At 72.5% G+C, this 15,431-nt stretch carries 15 protein-coding genes and 1 pseudogene; 9 read left to right on the forward strand and 7 right to left on the reverse strand.

Annotated elements, in window-relative coordinates:
• The first annotated feature begins 4 nt into the window (after nt 1-4).
• Complete coding sequence (locus ACTG9Q_RS04905) at nt 5-640, forward strand: TetR/AcrR family transcriptional regulator (RefSeq protein WP_455571397.1); 636 nt, start codon at nt 5-7, stop codon at nt 638-640.
• Nucleotides 641-967: 327 nt separating this feature from the next.
• Here ACTG9Q_RS04905 and ACTG9Q_RS04910 read toward each other — a convergent pair whose 3' ends face one another.
• From ACTG9Q_RS04910 to ACTG9Q_RS04920, 3 genes are all read right to left on the reverse strand, one after another.
• Nucleotides 968-2,179, reverse strand: a complete 1,212-nt coding sequence (locus ACTG9Q_RS04910; protein WP_455571398.1) for an acyl-CoA dehydrogenase family protein — start codon at nt 2,177-2,179, stop codon at nt 968-970.
• A 22-nt stretch (nt 2,180-2,201) separates the two neighbouring features.
• Nucleotides 2,202-3,497 carry an acyl-CoA dehydrogenase family protein gene (locus ACTG9Q_RS04915; protein WP_455572013.1) on the reverse strand — a complete coding sequence of 432 codons (1,296 nt, stop codon included), beginning with the start codon at nt 3,495-3,497 and terminating at the stop codon, nt 2,202-2,204.
• 92 nt (nt 3,498-3,589) lie between these two features.
• On the reverse strand, nt 3,590-4,543 hold the full coding sequence (locus ACTG9Q_RS04920) for a D-2-hydroxyacid dehydrogenase (protein ID WP_455571399.1): 954 nt from the start codon (nt 4,541-4,543) through the stop codon (nt 3,590-3,592).
• Between the two features lie 648 nt (nt 4,544-5,191).
• Here ACTG9Q_RS04920 and shbA point away from each other — a divergent pair.
• Complete coding sequence (gene shbA, locus ACTG9Q_RS04925) at nt 5,192-5,770, forward strand: RNA polymerase sigma factor ShbA (RefSeq protein ID WP_455572014.1); 579 nt, start codon at nt 5,192-5,194, stop codon at nt 5,768-5,770.
• A gap of 50 nt (nt 5,771-5,820) precedes the next feature.
• Here shbA and ACTG9Q_RS04930 read toward each other — a convergent pair whose 3' ends face one another.
• A complete protein-coding gene (locus ACTG9Q_RS04930) occupies nt 5,821-6,432 on the reverse strand; it encodes a class I SAM-dependent DNA methyltransferase (protein WP_455571400.1) in 612 nt (203 codons plus the stop codon).
• A gap of 121 nt (nt 6,433-6,553) precedes the next feature.
• Nucleotides 6,554-7,252, reverse strand: a pseudogene (locus ACTG9Q_RS04935) (FAD-binding oxidoreductase); the annotation flags it as partial.
• Nucleotides 7,253-7,490: 238 nt separating this feature from the next.
• Between ACTG9Q_RS04935 and ACTG9Q_RS04940 the strand changes: the two are divergent.
• Together ACTG9Q_RS04940 and ACTG9Q_RS04945 are read left to right on the forward strand one after the other, a co-directional pair.
• The gene (locus tag ACTG9Q_RS04940; protein WP_455571401.1) at nt 7,491-8,975 is read left to right on the forward strand and encodes a serine/threonine-protein kinase; all 1,485 of its coding nucleotides are present in this window, start codon (nt 7,491-7,493) and stop codon (nt 8,973-8,975) included.
• 40 nt (nt 8,976-9,015) lie between these two features.
• Nucleotides 9,016-10,413, forward strand: coding sequence for a WS/DGAT/MGAT family O-acyltransferase (locus ACTG9Q_RS04945; RefSeq protein ID WP_455571402.1), 1,398 nt, complete (start codon nt 9,016-9,018; stop codon nt 10,411-10,413).
• A 161-nt stretch (nt 10,414-10,574) separates the two neighbouring features.
• On the opposite strand, the gene ACTG9Q_RS04950 is transcribed toward ACTG9Q_RS04945, so the two are convergent.
• Together ACTG9Q_RS04950 and ACTG9Q_RS04955 are read right to left on the reverse strand one after the other, a co-directional pair.
• Complete coding sequence (locus ACTG9Q_RS04950) at nt 10,575-10,775, reverse strand: DUF5302 domain-containing protein (RefSeq protein ID WP_455571403.1); 201 nt, start codon at nt 10,773-10,775, stop codon at nt 10,575-10,577.
• Between the two features lie 69 nt (nt 10,776-10,844).
• A complete protein-coding gene (locus ACTG9Q_RS04955) occupies nt 10,845-11,264 on the reverse strand; it encodes an SRPBCC family protein (protein WP_455571404.1) in 420 nt (139 codons plus the stop codon).
• A 72-nt stretch (nt 11,265-11,336) separates the two neighbouring features.
• Here ACTG9Q_RS04955 and ACTG9Q_RS04960 point away from each other — a divergent pair, with 72 nt between their 5' ends.
• From ACTG9Q_RS04960 to ACTG9Q_RS04980, 5 genes are all read left to right on the forward strand, one after another.
• Entirely contained in the window at nt 11,337-11,837 is a 501-nt protein-coding gene (locus tag ACTG9Q_RS04960) for a hypothetical protein (RefSeq protein WP_455571405.1), read from the forward strand.
• 70 nt (nt 11,838-11,907) lie between these two features.
• Nucleotides 11,908-12,228 (forward strand): hypothetical protein, encoded by a 321-nt coding sequence (locus tag ACTG9Q_RS04965; protein WP_455571406.1) that lies wholly within the window; start codon nt 11,908-11,910, stop codon nt 12,226-12,228.
• 273 nt (nt 12,229-12,501) lie between these two features.
• Nucleotides 12,502-13,479, forward strand: a complete 978-nt coding sequence (locus ACTG9Q_RS04970) for a LysR family transcriptional regulator (RefSeq protein ID WP_455571407.1) — start codon at nt 12,502-12,504, stop codon at nt 13,477-13,479.
• A 67-nt stretch (nt 13,480-13,546) separates the two neighbouring features.
• Nucleotides 13,547-14,470, forward strand: coding sequence for an XRE family transcriptional regulator (locus ACTG9Q_RS04975; protein WP_455571408.1), 924 nt, complete (start codon nt 13,547-13,549; stop codon nt 14,468-14,470).
• A gap of 45 nt (nt 14,471-14,515) precedes the next feature.
• A complete protein-coding gene (locus tag ACTG9Q_RS04980) occupies nt 14,516-15,400 on the forward strand; it encodes a glutaminase (RefSeq protein ID WP_455571409.1) in 885 nt (294 codons plus the stop codon).
• Nucleotides 15,401-15,431: the final 31 nt, after the last annotated feature.

Below are 15,431 nucleotides of genomic sequence, written 5' to 3' on the forward strand. Positions count from 1 at the left end.
GAGCGTGACCTCGGACACGCCCCCGCTGCGCGCCGACGCCCGCCGCAACCGCGAGCGCGTCGTCACCGCGGCGCGCGCAGTGTTTGCCGCACAAGGCATCGACGTCACCCTGGACGAGGTCGCCCGCGCGGCGGGCGTCGGCGTCGGCACGGTGTACCGGCGCTTCGATTCCAAGGAAGCGTTGGTGCAGGCCGTTTTCGACGAGGTCGTGTCCGAGATGAACACCCTCATCGACACCGCGGCCGCCGAACCCGACGCCTGGACCGGCCTGGTCCTCCTGCTCACCGCCATCGCCGAACGCCAGGCCGCCGACCGCGGCCTCTTCCAGATCTGCACCCGCACCGACCTCGGCCACGCCGAGCGCATCGGCGCCCACTTCATCCCGGCCGTCGACACCCTGGTCGCCCGCGCCCAGTCCCAGGGCACCATGCGCCCCGACGTCACCGGCGCCGACCTCGGCCCCCTGATGATGATGATCGGCACCTCCTTCGACCTCACCCGCCCACTTTCCCCCCACCTGTGGCGCCGTTACCTCACCCTGGTCCTCGACGGCCTCCGCGCAGGCCCCCCCAACCCCCTGCCGGTCCCCGCCCCGACCCACGAGGACATCCAGCAGGCGATGAAGCACCTGCGTATGTAGGTCACTCCTGGGCGAGTCTGGTGACGACCGCCTCGAAGGGCAACGGCATCTCGAAGGCCCTCGTCAGCCTGTCGGTCTGCGAGAACAGTTGAACGGTGGGCCCACCGTCAAGGTAGAAGGAGCAGGTCGGGTTCAGTCGGTGACACCGGAGTACGCGCGCTGGGCTTTCGCGCTGGCCCCGCCCTCGTGGCCGCCGAAGCCCTCATGCGAAGCCAGCACGCCCGTTGGCGTCCGGATGTGTTCGGCAGCGGCGGGCAGGTGCAGGTGGAGCGTAACGAGGGTGACTGCGGTGCGTGGCTGGTTTGACACGAGACGTGAGAGGCGTGGTTACTTCAGTTCGCTGGAGGACTTTCCCAGCAAGCGGCGGGCGACGATCAGCTGCTGGATCTGTTGGGTGCCCTCGAAGATGTCCAAAATCTTGGAGTCGCGGGCCCACTTCTCCAGGAGGGCTCCCTCGTCGTAGCCGTGGGAGCCTGCGAGTTCGACGCAGCGGAGGGTGATGTCGGTGGCTGTGCGGCCTGCTTTGGCCTTGGCCATGGAGGCCTGGAGGGAGTTGGGTTTGCGGTTGTCGGCCATCCAGGCGGCTTCCAGGGCCAGGAGGTAGGCGGCCTCCCAGTCGGCTTCCAGTTGGAGGTAGGTCGCGGCCGCGGCGGGTTGGGTGAAGGCGGGGCGGTCGTAGTCGATGGTGATGCCCGCCTCCTCCAGGAGTTTGCGGGTTTCCTCGAGGGACGCCCTGGCCACGCCGATGGCCATGGCGGCCACCAGGGGGCGGGTGTTGTCGAAGGTCTGCATGACGCCCGCGAAGCCCTGTCCGGTGGTGATGTCGGGGCTGCCCAGCAGGTTGTCCTGGTGGACGCGGACGTTGTCCAGGCGGAAGTGGGCGGTGTCCGAGGCGCGGATGCCGAGTTTGTGTTCCAGGCGCACCAACTCGAAGCCGGGGGTGTCGCGGTCGACGACGAAGCTCTTGATCGCGGCCTTGCCCAGGGAACGGTCCAGCGTGGCCCAGACGACGACGCAGTCGGCGCGTTCGCCCGCGGTCACGAAGATCTTCTCGCCGTTGAGGACGTAGTGGTCGCCGTCGCGGACCGCGGTGGTGCGGATGGCGCCGGAGTCCGAGCCGGTGTCGGGCTCGGTGATGGCCATGGCGGCCCACTTGCCCGTGAAGCGCTCCTGCTGCTCGTCGTTGGCCACCGAGGCGATGGCCGCGTTGCCCAGGCCCTGGCGCGGCATCGACAGCAGCAGGCCGACGTCGCCCCAGCACATCTCGATGGTGCCGAGCAGCAGTCGCAGGTTGGCGCCGTTGTGGTTCCCTGCTTTGCCCGGATCGCCGCCCGACGCGCGGCGGACGCCGCCCGCGCCCGCGCCGCCACCAGCGGCCGAGAGGCCGTCGAGGAGGGCGGCCAGCATGTCCAGTTCCCTCGGGTAGGTGTGCTCGGCCTGGTCGTACTTGCGTGAGTGGGGGCGGAAGAACTCCGCCGCGGCCTGGTGGGCCTGGTCGACCAGCTGCTCGAACTTGCGCGGGACCTCAAGGTTGATCATCGCTGTCTCCTCCGTGCGCCCCCTAGACGAGGACGATCCCCTCGGCCAGGCCGACCGCGCGCAGGTCGCGGTACCAGCGCTCCACCGGGTGCTCCTTGACGAAACCGTGCCCGCCCAACAGTTGCACGCCGTCGTTGCCGATCTGCATGCCCTTCTCCGCGCACAGCCGCCGCGCCAGACCCGCCTCGCGGGCATAAGGCTTGCCCTGCTCGGCGCGGCTGGCGGCCCGGTAGGTCAGCAGGCGCATGCCCTCCAGCTCGATGCCGATGTCGGCGACCTTGAACGCCACGCCCTGGCGGTGGCTGACCGGCTCGCCGAAGGCCACCCGCTCGTTGACGTACGGGATCACGTAGTCCAGCACCGCCTGCGATGTCCCCAAAGACAAGGCGCACCAAGCGATCCGCGACAGGCGAACGCACTCGGTGTACACAGTGGAACTCCCCGAGCCCAGCAGGGCGGTCTCGGGCACGCGCACCTTGTCCAGGCGCAGCTTGCCCATCGCCGCCGCGCGCAGCCCCATCGCGGGCTCGGACTCCACGCTCAGGCCCGCACTGGCGGACTCCACGATGAACAGCGCCGGACCGCGCCCGTCCAGATCCGCCGCCACGACGAACAGCTCGGCCTGGGCCGCCCGGGGGACCAGCGACTTGACGCCGTCGAGCACGAAGCCGCCCCCGGTGCGGTAGGCCTTGGTCTTCAGCGAGAACGGGTCGAACAGCGGGCGCGGCTCCTGCACGGCCAGCGCCGCGGCCGGGACGTCGTCGCCGACGAAGGCGGGCAGGTAGGTCGCCTGCTGGGTCTCGTCCCCCCACAGCACCAGCGCCGTGCTGACCGCCGATGGCGCCAGCAGCGAGACCGCCAGGCCCATGTCGCCGTGCGCCATCGCCTCGGCCACCAGCACGCCGGTGACCGCCGAGCGCTCGGTGCCCAGGCCGCCGAGCTGCTCGGGCACGCCGACGAGGCCCACGCCCATCTCGGCGACGGTGGTGAGCAGCTCCCGCGGGGTCTCGCACGCGGCGTCGGCGTCGGCGGCGACCGGGCGCAACCGCTCGGCGGCGAACTCCGAGACCGTCTCCACGATCATGCGCTGCTCGTCGTCGGGGGTGATGTCGAACAGCCCCCGGTCGGGCGCGGCGGGCAGCCGGGCGGGTGTGGCCCGCTTCCGCGCCGCGGTGAACGAGCGGGTCGCGGCGCCGACGGCGGTGAAGCCGGTCCTGGTGGCCGTGTAGAGGCCGCGCTCGACGGGCTTGCGCAGGCCGAGGCGGTCGAGCACGGGCGCGCTCGCCAGCTTGTTCAGCACCGCGAGGGCGGCGCCCATCGCGTCGCGCTTGGGCTTGGCTGCCATGGTTGCTCCCACCTCGCTGTTCCCGCTCGGACCCCGGATAACCTACTCCAGAGTAGCAAGCGGGCTCAACCGGGCGAGCCGACCAGGATGACGTTGAACAGCGGGACGCCCGTGAGGTAGCGGTCGAGGTTGTCGGCGAACAGGCGCACCAGCTCGTCGCGCCAGCCCTTGATGTCGCCCGCCATGTGCGGGGAGACCACGACGTCGGGCAGGTTCCACAGCGGCGATGAGGTGGGCAGGGGCTCGTCGGCGAAGACGTTGAGCGCCGCGCCCGCCAGCGCGCCGGAGTCCAGCGCGTCGATCAGGTCCGGCAGCACGATCAGGCCGCCGCGGCTGATGTTGACCAGCCGGGCGGTCGGCTTCATCGCCCGCAGCGCGTGCTCGTCGATGAGGCCGCGCGTGTCAGGGGTGAGCGGGGTCGCCAGGACGACGTAGTCCGCGTCGGCGAGCGCGCGGCGCAGGTCGGTCATCGCGGCGATGTCGCCGAGGTCGGGGTCCCCTGGGCGGGCGGCGCGGCCGATCGCCGAGACGGTCATCCCGACGGCCCGCAGTTTGCGCCCGATCGCCCGCCCGATGGGGCCGGACCCGATGACCAGGGCGTGCGTGCCCGCCAGCCGCTCGGTCTCGCGGTGCTGCCACATCCGGCGCTGCTGCAGGCGCAGGGTCGCGGGCAGGTCCTTGGCGAAGGCGAGGACGAGGCTCAGGACGTACTCGGCCATCGGCTCGTCGAACACCCCGCGCGCGCTGGTCACCGTCACCCCGGAGCTCTGCAGCTGCGGGATCGGCAGGTGCCGCGCGGAGGCGCCCGCGGCGTGCGCCCAGCGCAGCTCGGCGGCCGTGGGCAGGGCCTTGGCCAGGCCCGCGGCCCGGCTGTCCCAGACGAAGAGCACGTCGGCGCCCGGCAGGGCGGCGGGCAGCATGGGCCCGGTGCTGTACCGGACGGTGGCGCGCCGCTCGACCCCGGTCATCCTCGGCGGCCGGTCGGTACCGTGCAGGACGACGACGACTGGTCGCTCCATCGTGGCGATCCCCTGTTCGGGTGGCGTGCGTGGCAGCGTCCGCGGCCACGCTGAGAACGGAGCACCGGCGGTGTCAACGCGGCACAGTCAGCCACGGCATCCGGCCCAGTCCGCGCGGCCGGATGGAACGCCGGTCTCCCCGCATACCGAGAGGTTTCCCGTCTGAGTAGAACTGACACTACGCCATTCGTGACGGCCATCACCCGTTCGGACTAGCGTGGCGCGCGGGTTGCCAATCGGCCGTCCGGGACCGGTTCTCGATCTTGTCCACGTACGTCCACTGTGGATAACCGAGCACGCCGCCTCGCGGTGACTGTGCTGATCGTACTGGGATTCCGGGGCCTTCCGACACTCGGGGAAATTCGGCGCCGGGCCCCGTGCCCTAGGGCCGTTCGACCCTGTCCGGCGGGAGGTTGAATACGAAACCATCGGCCCCGTGCCACGGAGACCCCTCTGGTGTCGGCCACTTGAGCGGGCTAGCATCACTCTCCGTCAAGGCCATCATCGCTTCCGACGATTCGGCGGGTGGTGGGCGGGCATCCAGATCTCTCCGGCGCGCCGTGGCGCGTCGACCTCCAGGGGGCTCACGTGAGTTCATCGGCTGCCACTCCCGGCGCGGAAGTCCGCGCGCCCGCCCGCACCGACGTGGTGTTCGCCCGGTTGAAGACCGAGGCGTTCCACGAGCTGGTCGAGGCGTCGCTGCGGGGTGACGAGACCGCCAGGGGCACCCTGTTCGCCTGGATCAACCCGGCCATCGTGCGCTACTGCCGGGCCCGCATCGGCCGCACCGGCTCGGCGTACTCCTCCGCCGACGACGTGGCCCAGGAGATCATGCTGGCCATCCTGGGCGCGCTGCCGCGCTACTCCGACAACCGCGAGTCCTTCCTGCCCTTCGTCTACGGCATCGCCGCGCACAAGGTCGCCGACTACTACCGCCGCTCCGGCCGCGACCGCTCCGACCCCGTGGCCGACATCCCGGACGTGCCCGACCACGGCATGGGCCCGGAGCAGCTGACCCTGCGCGGGGAGATGCGCGCCCGCCTGACGACCCTGCTGGAGACGCTGGCGCCCCGCCAGCGCGAGATCCTGGTCCTGCGCCTGGTGGTCGGCCTCTCCGCCCAGGAGACGGCCCTGGCCATCGGCCTGACCGCCACGGCGGTGCGCGTGGCCCAGCACCGGGCCCTGACCCGCCTGCGCGGCTCCCTCACCGCCGCCGACTGGCTCTGAAACCCGACCCGGCCCGACCGCGTCGGCGGCCGGACCGGGTGTGTGCCGGATCAGCCTGCGGTGGCGCGGACGTAGAGCTGGACCTCGATGCGGCCGGGCTCGGCCACGGCCTCGACGGCGTGGAGGCGGTCGACGGTGAAGCCCGCCTCGGTCACGACCTGGCGCAGGGCCTCCGGCGGGTACGCCGAGACCGTCGTCGGCGAGCCGAGGAAGTTCACCGGGAAGGTGTCGAAGTCGCCCTGGACCATGCTGATCAGCACCAGGCCGGGGCCGGTGAGCTGGGCGCGGATGGAGCGCAGGGTGGCCTCGATGTCGGCCTTGGGCAGCATCAGCAGCGCGAAGAACGCCACCACCGCGTCGAAGGAGCCCAGGTCCGAGAGCTCGCGCAGGTCGCCGAGGCGGTAGTCGGCGCCGGGGGCCTGCTCGGCGGCCAGCTCCAGCATCACCGGGGACTCGTCCACCCCGACCACGGACATGCCCGCGTCGACCAGCTGCTTGGTCGTCGGCAGGCCGCTGCCGCAGCCCAGGTCCAGCACCCGCGCCCCGCGCGGCAGCCGCTCGATGAGCCAGGCCACCTCCGCGATCTGGGTCTCCCGCTCGACGAAGGACTCGTCGTAGCGGCGGCCGATGAGGTCGAATGCGGGAACCTGGTTGTCGTTCACGCGCACAGCATGCCGTTGGGGACGATCGTGGTCCAGTGGGAGGGTCCCGAAAGTGCCTTGTTCGCGCTCCGCGCCGGTTATGTCCAAAAGGGACAGGTCAGTGCTCGGCGGCCGCCAGGCGCTCGAACGGGTTCGCCGCGAGGGAGGCGAACTTCTCGACGTGGCGGCGCGACCGCGGGAAGTCCAGCTCCTTGAGCGCCTCGGTGACGGCGGCCATGAACGGCGCCGGGCCGCAGGTGAAGGCGTCGGCCTCGGCGTGCGGGCGGGCCAGCTCGCGCAGCGCGGCGACCGTCGGCAGGCCGCGCTCGGTCTCCAGCCAGTGGGTCACCGAGAGCCGCGACCCGAACCGGCTTCCCAGCTCCGCGAGCACCGCGGCGAAGATCACCGACTCGGCGTCGCGATTGGCGTAGACCACGCTGACGCGACCGGTTCCGGCGTGCAGCGCGGACTTCAGGATCGACAGGACCGGGGTGATGCCGCTGCCCCCGGCGAACAGCAGCAGGTCCGCGTCGAGCGACTTGGGGGTGAAGTTGCCCATCGGCGGCAGGACCTCGACGACCTCGCCGGGGCACGCGGTCTCGCACAGCCGGTTCGAGGCGTAGCCCTCCAGGGTGCGCTTCACCGTCACCTGCGGGCGCTCGCCGAGCAGCGGGGAGCTGGACAGCGAGTAGCAGCGCGCGACCGAGCCCGTCAGCGAGCTGGGCACGCGCAGCGTCAGGTACTGCCCCGGCAGGTAGTCCAGCTCGGCGTCGAAGACGATCGATCGCGCGTGCTCGGTCTCGGCGACCACCTCGGCCACCGGCAGCCGCAGCGACGTCAGCCCGCCAACCGCGTCACCCACCGTCCACCCCCTGTGCTCGTGTGGTGACCAGTCTGCCGGGCCTGTCCACCCCGCACGTACGCGCGTGTGCCCACGTTCGGCTATGGCACGCGCGTTCGATACTGTCGCGGGGCCAGGTCGGGGCCTGGGAACGTGTCACGAGAGGTGCCTGGACATCGAAACGGGTCAGCTGGTCGCCGGTCGGTACCGCCTGCTGGAGACCATCGGCAGCGGCGCTATGGGCGTGGTCTGGCGCGCCCGCGACGAGCGCCTCGAACGCGTCATCGCGATCAAGCAGCTGATCATCCGACCCGGCCTCACCCCGGCCAAGACCGCGGAGGCCCGCAGGCGCGCCATGCGGGAGGCGCGCATCGCCGCGCGGCTGCACCACCGCAACGCCGTCGCCCTGCTCGACGTCGCCGAGCACGCGGGCGATCCGTGCCTGGTCATGGAGTTCGTCAACGCCCGCAGCCTCTCGGCCGTGCTGGCCGAGCGCGGCACCCTGCCCCCCGATCAGGTCGCCTCGATCGGCTCGCAGGTCGCCGCCGCGCTGGCCGCCGCGCACGCGGCGGGCATCGTGCACCGCGACGTCAAGCCCGGCAACATCCTGCTCGACGAGCACGGCACGGTGAAGATCACCGACTTCGGCATCTCCCGCGCCACCGGCGACCACACGATCACCACCGACACCGGCGTCCTGGCGGGCACCCCGGCCTACCTGGCCCCGGAACTGGCCCGCGGGCAGCAGCCGACCACCGCCTCCGACGTGTTCTCCCTCGGTTCCACGCTCTACCACGCCCTGGAGGGCACGCCGCCGTTCGGCCTCAACCCGAACCCGCTGGCCCTGCTGCACGCGGTGGCAGGCGGCGACGTCGCCCCGCCGCGCAACGGCGGGGTGTTCACGCCCACGCTGATGTCCCTGCTGCGCGCCGAGCCCGGCGAGCGCCCCACGATGGCCGAGGCCGCCACGACCCTCGCCACGCCCACCGCCCCGCTGCCCATCCCGCAGCCCACCGTGGTCGAGCGCGCTGTCGCCGAGCGCCGGGTCGTCGAGCGCCGGGTCGCCGTCGAGCGCAGGGGTCCCGCGCGTACTTCAGGGCACACCCCAGGGCACAACTCAGGGCGAAACCAGTCCCCGCCGCCTGTCCGGCAGGCGGTGGGCCAGGCCTCGGCGAGCCAGTCCGTGTCCGGCCCGGCCCCGCGTTCCGGGGCCCCGAAGCGCGGTGTGCTGATCGGCGCGATGGCCGGGGTCGCCGTGCTGGCCACGGCCGTGGCGCTCGTGCTGACCACACCGGAGAAGGACAACGCCGGACCCGGCACCGTGACCAGCTTCGTCACCGTCAGCGACACCCCGATCCCGGTGACGACCCCGACGACGTCGGCGCCGCCCGAGGGCGCCTCGAAGGTCGAGGACTACTCCGCCGCGGGCCGCGCCGTGATCAACTTCTACCTCAGCAGCACCCCGGTGGCGCAGCGCTGGGCCCTGCTCACGCCGAACGCGCAGTCGAGCTTCGGCAGCCAGGCCGAGTTCGAGGAGTACTGGGCCAAGTACAAGTACGTCAGCTCCCGGGACGCCAACAACGTCTCCCTCAACGGCGACGGCTCGGCGAACGTGCCGGTCACCGTCACGCTGTCGACCGACTCCGGCGAGGAGACCGACCGCAAGACCGTGCGCGTCGTGCGCATCGGCGCCAAGCATCTGATCGATTCCGACCCGCGCTGATCGATTGCGTTCACCGCGTCCCGGTGAGAGCGTGGTGCCCATGCCGCTGATGCCTGTGACCGACTCGATGTTCCTGCTCGGCGAGTCGCGCGAACATCCGCTGCACGTCGGTGGGCTGCAGCTCTTCGAGCTCCCGCCCGGCGCCGACCCCACCCACGTCGGGGCGATGCACCGCGCGCTGATCGACACCGGCGACCTGCGCCCGCTGTTCCGGCGCAGGCCCCGCGGCCCGGTCGGCTCGATCGGCCAGTGGGCGTGGACCAATGACGACCTGCTGGACCTGGAGTACCACGTCCGGCTCTCCGCGCTGCCCTCTCCCGGGCGCGTGCGCGAGCTGCTGGAGCTGGTGTCGCGGCTGCACGGCTCGCTGCTGGACCGGCACCGGCCGCTGTGGGAGCAGCACCTGATCGAGGGCCTGGAAGGCGGGCGGTTCGCCGTCTACACCAAGGTGCACCACGCGCTGCTGGACGGAGTTTCCGCACTGCGCCTCATGCGCCGGGCGCTGTCGGAGGACCCCGCCGAGCGCGACATGCGCCCGCCGTGGGCGGGCACCCCGCGCACCGACGCCACCGGCGGGCGCGCCGCCGACAGCGACCCGCTGGCCGGGCTGGCGAACGCCGCGCGGGTCGTCCGCGAGGTCGTCGGCCTGGGACCGGTGGTGGCGCGCTACCTCAACCAGGCCTTCGCCGAGCAGGCCGCGACGCTGCCCTTCGAGGCGCCGCGGTCGATGTTCAACGTGCCGATCACCGGGGCGCGGCGCTTCGCCGCCCAGGGCTGGCCGCTGGAGCGGATCAAGGCCGTCGGCGAGGCGGCCGGGTGCACGGTCAACGACGTCATGCTGGCGATGTGCGCGGGCGCGCTGCGGGAGTACCTGGGCGAGCAGCACGCGCTGCCGGACAAGCCGCTGGTGGCCGCCGTGCCGATCTCCCTGCGCGCAGATGGGGCGGACGAGGGCGGGGCGGGCGAGGGCGGGGCGGGCGACGGCGGCAACGCCATCGGGCTGATCCTGTGCGCGCTGGCCACCGACCTGCCCGACGCGGGCGACCGCCTCGCCGCGATCCGCGAGTCCATGGTGCGCGGCAAGCGGTTCTACCGCGGCATGAGCCAGCTGCAGATCACGGCGCTGAGCGCGATCCCGTTCGCCCCGCTGGCCGTGGCGCTGGTGCCCGGCGCGCAGCGGTTCACGCCCCCGGCGTTCAACCTGCTGATCTCCAACGTGCCCGGTCCGAAGAAGACGCTGTACTGGAACGGGGCCAAGCTGCTGGGCGTGTACCCGGTGTCCATCCCCTACGAGGGCCAGGCGCTGAACATCACCGTGACCAGCTACGCGGGCAGCCTGGAGTTCGGCCTCACCGGCTGCAGGCGCAGCGTGCCGCACCTGCAGCGGCTGCTCGGCCACCTGGACACCGCGCTGGACGACCTGGAGAAGGCGGTTTAGGTCGTGTGCCAGGTGTGGGGTGCGGGGGAGTCGTGATCAGTCCGGCCGCCGGCGGAGCGGACGGATCGTCCTAATACCGGTGTTGTATTCGAACGCATCCGGCCGTGCCGCCGGCGGCCGGGCTGGGGCGGCTATGCCGTGCCCCACACCTGGCACACGGCCTATCCGCTCTTGCGGCGGAACTGGCGCTTGCCGCCGACCTTCGAGTGGGCGTCGTGGACCTTCGAGCCGCCGGTCAGGTGGTTCTCCCCGGCGATCGCCTTGGCGTTCTTGCGGGCGAGGGCGGCCTTGAAGCGCTCGCGCACGTCCTCGGGCGACTCCTCGGCGCTGCTGTCGGCGGCGGGTTCCGGTGCGTCGGCCATGGCGGACCTCCTGAGAAATGACGGGTGTGCGCTCCAGCCTGGCATGGCGGGGCGGCTGGGTCGACTCGATTACCGGCCTTCCGCGGCTCTCTTGAGACCCTCGCACTCCATCGCCAGGTAGCGGTCGGTGAGCCCGGCGGTGAGTTTGCCCACCAGCGTCCCGAGCGGGCCCTCCTGGCGCAGCAGCAGGGACACCCGCGTGCCCGCGCCGTGCGGCTCGACGGTGTGGGTCGCGGTCGTGCGCGCGCCTGGACCGGTGGCCACCCAGGTCCAGCAGGCGCCCTCGCTGTACTCCGTCAGCGTCCACACCGTTGTCGGCAGTTTCGGCTGTTTGATCCGCACCCGCTTGCCCACCGTGAGGGGCGCGGGGTCCAGCCGGGTCACCGACGTCACCGAATTGGTCCAGTCCGGCCAGCCCTCCACCGCGGTGTAGACCGCCCAGACCCGCTCGGGCGGGGCGTCGATCACGATGTCGGCGGTGAAGTCCATGGATCACAGGATAGGAGCTGAGTGATCGTCTCCGGAGGACAACCACTATCCTCCGCACGCGGAGGACCTACGGTGAACCTGCTCGACCACATCGCATCCGTGGCGGCGCTGGCGGGGCGCCCCTGGCATGAGCACGCCGCCCTCGTCGCGGACGAACACCTGCGATTCGAGTGGTACCGCGACGCGGTGCCACGCGATGAGAACGCGTTCCTCCGTCTCGTCCTCGCCGATCCCGACCACGAGATGGCCGTCGCCGCCGTGGTCGCCAGGATCGACGACCGCGCCCGCTCCAGCGCCGACTTCCACGCCTGGGCCGATCGGGTGGAGCCCTGCGTGGCCCACGTGGAGTTCATTCGCCGCAGGCTCACCGAGTGGCGCCTGCTGCTCGACGCCTTCGCCGGGCGCCCGGTGGACTCCGCGGCGGTGCTGGCGGCCTCGGACTGGGCCCAGCGCAAGCTGGCGGCCGTGGTCGACGGCGACCTGCTGGTGCTGCTCGCCGAGCACGGCCGCACCCGCAGGGTCCGGGCACTGACCCGGGTGCCCCGCCCCGCCCGCCCCCGATCGGCCCAATAGCCCCCGGTCCGCCACCTCTTGACCGATCCGGTCCTGTTACGGGCGGGCGCGCCCCCGCGATGTGCCACCCATGGTGCGAAGATCGGCGCTCGGCACGGTGTTGCTCCTTTCGGTGGCCCTGGTGTGCGCGTCCTGCGCTGCCGAGCCCGCCGGTCCGCGCGACTCGTGGCGGTGCACGGCGAACCGGTGCGAGCTGACCGTCACCGGGTCGCCGACGCTGGAGGTGCTCGACCGGCGGCTCAAGGCGGTGGTCGCGGGCGGCGCGGTCCGGGTGTCCGGCGGGGGAGTGGACGTGACGCTGAACCCGGGGGAGGCCGCGATGGTCGACGGCGTCCGGGTCGAGGTCCACTCGGTGACGAGTGGCTCGGCGAAACTGGTGGTCACCGACTGACCACGCCTGCCGGGGGCGCGCCCGGCACCGCCTCCACGCGTTCAGCGGGGCGCCGGTGTCCGATGATCCTTAGTGGACTGCTCGCTTTCCCGCCTTCGCCGTCGCGCTGCTCGCGGCCCTGAGCGGCGCTCCGCCGGTCGTGCTCGTCTTCGCCGTCGTCGTGGCTGGGGCCTGCTGACCCGCCCGGCGCGGGCTTCCCAGCTCAGCGGCGGACCGCCTTGCTTGATCGGGGTTGGCCGCGCTCACATGGAGCGCGTCCATAACATGAGACGCATGGAACTGGAGTTCCGACACCTGCGCATCCTGATCGCCGTGGCGGACGAGGGCAGCATCACCAGAGCCGCTGCCGCGCTGGGCATGTCGCAGCCATCGCTCACCGCCCAGCTGCAACGCATCGAGCGGTCCCTGGGCGCGCCGCTGTTCGAGCGCGGGCGCGCGGGCGTCGTGCCCACCGGGTTCGGCCGCACCGTGCTGGCCAAGGCCCGCGCGGTCGTCAGCGAGATGGCCGGGCTGCGCAGCACCCTGGCGCCGGTCGTCCCGCCGGAGGAGGGCCTGGAACTGCACTTCGGCTGCTACCCCAGCGCCCTGGTCTCCGCCGTCGTGCCGCGCCTGGTCTCCGCCTACGCGGCGGGCAGACCCCAGGGCACCCCGGCGCTGCGCGTGCTCGCCCACAGCGACCCCTCCAGCGCCACCCTCCTGACCCGCGTGCGCGCCGGGCGCCTCGACCTGGCCGTGGTGGTCGAGATGATCGGCTTCGAGACGCCCAACCCGGACGGCGTGCTGCGCGAGGCGATCGTGCCGCTGGAGCCGACGTTCGTGGCCCTGTCCGAGCAGCACCCGCTCGCCGGGTCCGCGCTCGTCGAGCTGGCCGAGCTGGCCGACGAGAACTGGCTGGCCGACCCGCACCAGGACCCGGGCACGACCGCGGCCCTGCGCTGGGCCTGCGGCGAGGCGGGCTTCCAGCCGCGCATCACCCACGAGATCAGCGACGCCAGCTCCGCGCGCGAGTTCGTGGTGAGCGGCCAGTGCGTGAGCATGGCCCAGCCGACCTCCTCGGAAGGCCGCGGCCTGGTCGTGCGCCCCCTGCGCGGCGACCCGCTCAAGGCGCGCGTCGACCTGGCCTGGCGCCGGGAGTGCCCGATCGAGCCCGACCTCCTGCGCCGCGCCATCTCCGAGGCGTACCTGACCCTCACCGCGCGCAACCCCAGTTACGCCAACTGGTGGGAGATGAACGGCTACCCGCTGGTATGACAGACAGCCGCCCGCCCGAGGCGTACGCTGACCAATCCACGATGGACGGATCGCACCGGGAGCTGGCATGGCGGCCGAGTCCGACCTGCGCACACTTCTCGACACCGGTCCTTTCCCCGCGGCCCTGCGCGCGGCCATCACCGCTCGCGGGCTGGGGCTGGAGCGTCTGCGCGAGCGCCTGCGCCAGCGCGGGGTCACCGTCAGCCTGGCCACCCTGAGCTACTGGCAGAGCGGGCGCAGCCGCCCGGAGCGGCGGGACTCCCTGCTCGCCCTGCGGCACCTGGAAGCCGTGCTCGACGTGCCCGACGGCGCCTTGGCCTCCCTGCTCGGCCCACCGCGGCGGCGCGGGCGCTGGACCCTCGGCCTCGGCGGCCTGCCCACCATCGGCGCGCTCTGGCCCGACCCGGCCCCGGTGGAGGACGCCCTCGGCCAGGTCGACACCACCTGGGACGAGCGGCTGACCCGGCTGAGCCAGCACGACCGCGTGCACATCGGCCCCGAGGGCGGCGAGCTGGCCTACGTGTCCCGGCAGGTGCTGCGCGCGGAGGCCGACGGTCCGGACCGCTGGGTGCTGGTGATCCACACCGACGACCCCCGCCACCCCGCCCCGACCGTGCGCCCGCTGCGCAACTGCTCGCTCGGGCGGGTGGTCGAGTCCCCCGACGGCGGCCTCACGGTGGCCGAGTTGCTCTTCCACCGGCCGCTGCGCCGGGGTGAGACCGTCGTCACCGAGCACGAGCTCGTGCACGCCCCGCCCGGCCCGGCCGACGGCAACTACGAGCGCAAGTTCCGCCTGCCGGTGCGCCAGTACGTGCTGGAGGTGTGCTTCGACCCCGCGCGCCTGCCCGCGTACTGCGAGCAGTACGTCCGCGACGACCGCGGCATCGAGGACAGCAGGCCCGCGACGCCGGACGCGGGCCACGCCGTGCACGGCGTCGCGCTGAACTTCGGGCCCGGCTGCTACGGCTTCCGCTGGGGCTGGCCAAGTTAACGGTTAACCCTTGGGCTCGCCGCGGTCTTCCGCGAGGCTGGCGCTGTGCAGTCCACTTTGGAACAGGTGGCCGACCGGGTCCGTCCGCTGGTGGGCCAGGGCAGGCTGGCCACCTACATCCCCGCCCTCAGTGAGGTCCCCATCGACCGGTTCGGGATGGCGGTGGCCACCGTAGACGGCGCGGTGCGCGGCGTCGGCGACTTCGAGACGCCGTTCTCCGTGCAGAGCCTGGCCAAGGTCTTCACCCTGGCGCTGGCGGGCGACGTCGGGGACCGGGTCGGGCGCGAGCCGTCCACGCTGGCCTTCGACTCCCTCGCCCAGCTCGAACAGGACCGCGGCGTCCCGCGCAACCCGTTCCTCAACGCGGGCGCGCTGGTCACCACCGACCGCCTGCTCACCAGCACCGGCGACGCCGTGGGCGCGCTGTGCGAGTTCGTGAGCGCGGAGGCAGGCGCCCGCGCCGTCGTCGACCAGGCGGTCGCGGAGTCCGAACTGGCCACCGGGCACCGCAACGCCGCCCTCGCCCACCTCATCGCCGGATACGGCGGGCTGGACAATCCAGTCCCCACTGTCCTCGACCACTACGTGCGCGGCTGCGCGATCGCGCTGTCCTGCCGCGACCTGGCCCGCGCCGCGCTGTTCCTCGCCAGGGCGGGAACGGGCGCGTCGCGGCAGGTGCTGGCGGTCGCGGAGGTCAGGCGGCTCAACGCGACGATGCTGGTGTGCGGGATGTACGACGGGGTGGGGGAGTTCGCCTACCGGGTCGGGCTGCCCGCCAAGAGCGGCGTCGGCGGCGGCATCCTCGCCGTGGTGCCCAACCGGTGTGTGGTGTGCGTGTGGAGCCCCGGGCTGGATCGGTGCGGAAACTCCGTGGCCGGGGTGGCGGCGCTGGAGGCGTTCACTGTTCTGACCGGCTGGTCGGTCTTCTGATCCGGCCGGTCGCCGGTCGTCCTTGAGGCAG

Source organism: Actinokineospora lacus (genome assembly GCF_053813445.1).